Source organism: Acinetobacter sp. USHLN143 (genome assembly GCF_037145695.1).
GTDB classification, from domain to species: Bacteria; Pseudomonadota; Gammaproteobacteria; order Pseudomonadales; family Moraxellaceae; genus Acinetobacter; species Acinetobacter fasciculus.
The window spans coordinates 1-4,517 of sequence record NZ_JBBCWZ010000127.1; the positions used below are offsets into that span (position 1 = coordinate 1).

4 protein-coding genes and 2 pseudogenes are annotated in these 4,517 nt (G+C 39.3%); 5 read left to right on the top strand and 1 reads right to left on the bottom strand.

The features are described 5' to 3' along the window. Positions 1 to 109: 109 nt before the first annotated feature. Positions 110 to 958, top strand: a pseudogene (locus WFH18_RS16875) (zinc-dependent alcohol dehydrogenase family protein); the annotation flags it as partial. Between the two features lie 50 nt (positions 959 to 1,008). Here WFH18_RS16875 and WFH18_RS16880 read toward each other — a convergent pair. Further along, entirely contained in the window at positions 1,009 to 1,908 is a 900-nt protein-coding gene (locus WFH18_RS16880; protein ID WP_004799256.1) for a LysR family transcriptional regulator, read from the bottom strand. A gap of 135 nt (positions 1,909 to 2,043) precedes the next feature. Between WFH18_RS16880 and WFH18_RS16885 the strand changes: the two genes are divergently transcribed. From WFH18_RS16885 to WFH18_RS16900, 4 genes and pseudogenes are all read left to right on the top strand, one after another. Further along, the gene (locus tag WFH18_RS16885; protein WP_005093669.1) at positions 2,044 to 2,784 is read left to right on the top strand and encodes an SDR family oxidoreductase; all 741 of its coding nucleotides are present in this window, start codon (positions 2,044 to 2,046) and stop codon (positions 2,782 to 2,784) included. A gap of 73 nt (positions 2,785 to 2,857) precedes the next feature. Continuing rightward, positions 2,858 to 3,856, top strand: coding sequence for a zinc-binding alcohol dehydrogenase family protein (locus WFH18_RS16890; protein ID WP_103800995.1), 999 nt, complete (start codon positions 2,858 to 2,860; stop codon positions 3,854 to 3,856). A gap of 20 nt (positions 3,857 to 3,876) precedes the next feature. Beyond that, positions 3,877 to 4,161, top strand: a complete 285-nt coding sequence (locus WFH18_RS16895; RefSeq protein ID WP_004281848.1) for a putative quinol monooxygenase — start codon at positions 3,877 to 3,879, stop codon at positions 4,159 to 4,161. Between the two features lie 183 nt (positions 4,162 to 4,344). Further along, positions 4,345 to 4,517, top strand: a pseudogene (locus tag WFH18_RS16900) (IS3 family transposase); the annotation flags it as partial.

Consider the following 4,517-nt stretch of genomic DNA (forward strand, 5'->3'; position numbering starts at 1 on the left):
AACTTTATGGTGAATATTATGGCTGCTATAGTGGCTTATTGCTTAAATCCAAATAAGCCAACTTTCCAAAACTTGCTAAAAAGCTAAAATATTTCATCGAACTCAGGTTACTTATATTCAAAAGGCAGTATTCCCTTCTCGTCTGGGATATGAGGGAGCAGGCATAGTTCTGGCGATAGGTGAAGGTGTACGCCAATTTTCTCCAGGAGATGCAGTATCGATTCTTCCGACTGACAATCTAGCCAAATATGGGACATATGCGGACAAGCTTCTGATTCCAGAAACTTTTTTAGTTCACAAACCCGATAGTTTAAGTTGGGAAGAAGCTTCTTCAATCTGGATGCAGTATTTGACGGCTTGGGGTGGTGTAATCCATGCTGGTGGAGTTTCGAAAGGAAAAACGATCTTGATCACAGCAGCTTCAAGTAGTGTAGGACTAGCTGCGATACAGATAGCTGAAGCAGCGGGTGCTAAGGTCATTGCAAGTACACAAACGATAGAGAAAAAGCAACGTTTACTGGATTTCGGTGTTAAAAATGTTATAGCCAGTGAAGATGAACCAGATTTGTATGAGGCGCTTGTTTCACGTTTGGGTGGAGAATATCTTGATGTCGCCTTCGATGCTGTAGGAGGGCCACATATTGAACAGATTGCAAAAGCGATGTCTGTGGGAGGAACTATGGTTATGCATGGTGCACTTAGCCCGGAGATCACACCATTTCCCCTTAAAGTTGCATTACGCAAGAGCTTAACCATGCGAGGTTTTTTGTTCCTAGAGGTTCTCCATGACCCTGTTCTAAGGGAGCAAGCCAGACGATTTATTCTTAGCAGTATAGGTGCAGGGTATCTTCGTCCAGTGATCGACTGTTGCTTTAACTTTGAGGACATGCATGACGCTCAGCGCTATCTTGAATCAAATCAGCAAATAGGAAAAATTGTAGTTACTCTGAATACATGATGGTCTTATCGGATTTCTACTTTCTAGAAAAAAGGTTAGTTCCATCTGATTCAGGTTTCTATATGGCCCAGCACTTCCGCTAAGTAATCAAACAATGCTCGGATTCGCAAAGGTGTCGGGCCCCGCTGTGGACGATATAAATACAGGCGCCAAACGGGAGAGGTTTCCTCATGAAGTATCTGAATGAGCTTACCACTCCTAAGCCACGGCAAAACTAGAAATCCAGGCATGTGTCCGAATCCGACTCCAGCGAGAATAGCTTGAAATTCAGCTTCAAGATCATCTGTAATAAAACGAGGCTTTGATGGCGTAAAGCTTCGACTTTCGGTGAATGTCCATGGCCAGTAACGCCCTGTTTTATGATCGACTAGGGCTGTTAGAGGGTATTTATCAAGGTCAATAATTTTTTTGGGCATTCCAACCTTATCAATTAACTCTGGCGTACCCACAGAATAAAAGTTCACTTTAGCCAATTCCCTTGCCACATATCGATTGTCCGGCAAAAATCCAAATCTGATCCCGATATCTATCCGCTCATCGATCACATCCGAGTGTGAATCTGTTAGCACACAATTCACGACAATATCTGGATAACGTGTGGCAAATTCTGCTAGTGCAGGTACTACCAATTTACGCCCTAACACAGACGATACAGTAAGACGGACAGTCCCACGTATTTCATCTCGTTTTTCCTTGGTGTCTTTTACAAACAAAGCATCAATCGATCCCACCGCAAAACGTGCTTGCTTTGCCAGACGCTCTCCATCAGCGGTAATTTTAATTTGTCGAGTACTCCTGTAAAACAGAATCTCTCCGCGCTGCTCTTCTAGCTCTTTTATTGCCCGTGTCACTACCTGTGGGGAAATACCCAGCTGAGTTGCTGCCTCTTTAAAATTTCGAGACTCTGCTGCGACACAAAAGATACGCATCATTTCCAATTTGTTATGCATGTCCAATCCTGTGTTATGGTAATTATTCCGTAAATAGGAATTCTGAAAGATAATATTATTCATTTATTATACCTAACAAGGCTGTAATACTTAATCCATCAAATATGATTGACAGATAGGTTGAAGGTTACTTGTATGAATAATATAGAAAATAAAGTTATTGTTATCACAGGTGCAAGTAGTGGTTTAGGTGAAGCTACTGCTCGCTTACTTGCTAAAAAAGGTGCAAAGGTTGTACTTGGTGCTAGACGTACTGAAAAATTAGAGGCTATTGTTCACGATATTCGTGCTGAAGGTGGTCAAGCTGAATTTATTGGTATGGATATAACCAAACCACATGAAGTACAAGCACTTATTGAAAAGGCATTAAGCGCATTTGGTCAAATCGATGTATTGGTAAACAATGCTGGATTAATGTCTATTGCACCATTAAGTGAGCTAAAAGTTGATGAATGGGATCGTATGATCGACATTAATATTAAAGGTGTTCTTTATGGTATAGCAGCTACTCTACCTGTTTTCCAAAAACAAAACTTTGGACACTTTATTAATCTCGCATCTGTTGCAGGGTTAAAAGTATTTAGTCCAGGAGGTACTGTTTATAGCGGTACTAAGTTTGCTGTAAGAGCCATCTCTGAAGGACTTCGTCATGAAGTTGGGGGAACAATTAGAACGACGACTATTGAGCCTGGTGCAGTTGAGTCAGAACTAAAATTTGGTTCTTCTCATAAAGAAAGTTCAGAGTTCGTTACGGATTTCTACAAACAAGCCATACCAGCTGACTCAGTCGCTCGAGCAATTGCTTATGCAATTGAACAGCCTGCGGATGTAGATATTAATGAAATTGTTTTGCGCCCAACGAGCCAAGAGTTTTAATTATTGAATAACAAAAAATGGGAGCACTTCGCTTCCATTTTTACTATATTTTTTTAAAGTTGTGGACAAATCTATGAAAGCCGTATCGTATGTTATAAATAACCATGATGATTTTAAAAATTCATTGGTAGATATTGAAAAAGCGAAGCCTACGCTTAAGGAACGTGATGTACTGGTAAAAGTTCAGGCAATCTCTGTGAATCCAGTTGATACTAAAGTGAGAAAAAATTCGTCTGAAGCAAATAATCGTATTTTAGGTTGGGATGCCGTTGGGGAAATTATTGAAGTTGGCTCAAAAGTTACCTCGTTTAAAGTAGGAGATTCTGTTTGGTATGCTGGCGATTTAACCCGAGATGGTAGTAATGCTGAGTTTCAAGCAGTCGATGAACGAATTATCAGTCTTAAACCAATTACAGTATCTAATGCAGAAGCAGCAGCATTGCCATTAACTGCAATAACGGCATGGGAAATGCTGTTTGATCGGTTTCAAATTTCAGAAACAGAAGTTGGCAGTATTTTAATTATTGGTGGTGCAGGTGGTGTAGGATCAATCGCTATCCAACTCCTAAAAGCAAAAACAAATCTGACCGTTATAGCAACAGCTTCACGGGAAGAAACGAAATCTTGGGTGGAATCACTTGGTGCCGACCATGTCATTGATCATAGCAAAGATTTAAATGCACAAATCGAGACACTAGGCATTGAAAAACCAAAATATGTATTCTCTACAAATCATACAGAAACCTATATCAAGCAAATAGTTTCTCTGATTGCACCACAAGGCAAGCTTGGATTGATCGATGATCCACAAACATTTGATATTATGCCATTTAAGACTAAATCTATTTCTATCCATTGGGAGTTGATGTTCACCCGTTCAATGTATGAAACCGATGATATTGAAAAGCAAGGTAATCTATTGCAACAGGTTGCCCAATTAGTTGACCAGCAAAAAATTAGAAGTACCCTCAACCAAAATCTAGGCAAAATTAACGCTGCAAACTTGGAGAAGGCGCATAAGTTGCTTGAATCAGGTAAGTCAAAAGGCAAAATTGTACTAGAAAACTTCTAAAACAAATTCAAGGTGAAATAATGACTATTTCAGTAATTGCGAACTTTAAGGCAAAGTCAGATCAAAAAGAGACGTTAGAAGCGCTTTTAAAAAGTGTAATAGAGCCTACGCTTCACGAAGAAGGATGCTTGAAATATGAGCTTTATATTAGCGAAAATGACTCGAGTAGATATTTCTTCTTAGAAGAATGGCGTAGCAGGGAGGATTTAGATATCCATATAGCGTCTGATTATATTCAAAGTTTATTTGGTAATATCCAATCGCTAATTGAATCAAGTGATATTGTAGAAATCAAAAAAATATAGCTGTATTCGGACGTTATGATGAAGTATTCTTCAAATTAACATAGGGACTTAGAAAGCTAACAAAAAATGGGAGCTATAAGCTCCTATTTTTTACGATTTTTTAATTTTTTAGTAGTAACTTAGGCTTCAGCAAATTATGCCCCTGAGGGGAGCCACCAATACCCTGCATTTTGACAACAATGTCATCGTTTAGAGGCAGCAAATTTACGAGCATCAGTCGGTACGACTGGTGATTCATATGATATTGCTTTGGCTGAAACGGTGAATGGCTTATACAAAACAGAGGTGATTGAATATTTAAAAGCAGATTGGCAAGGTTTAGCAGATGTACAACTTGCGACATTAAATTGGGTAGA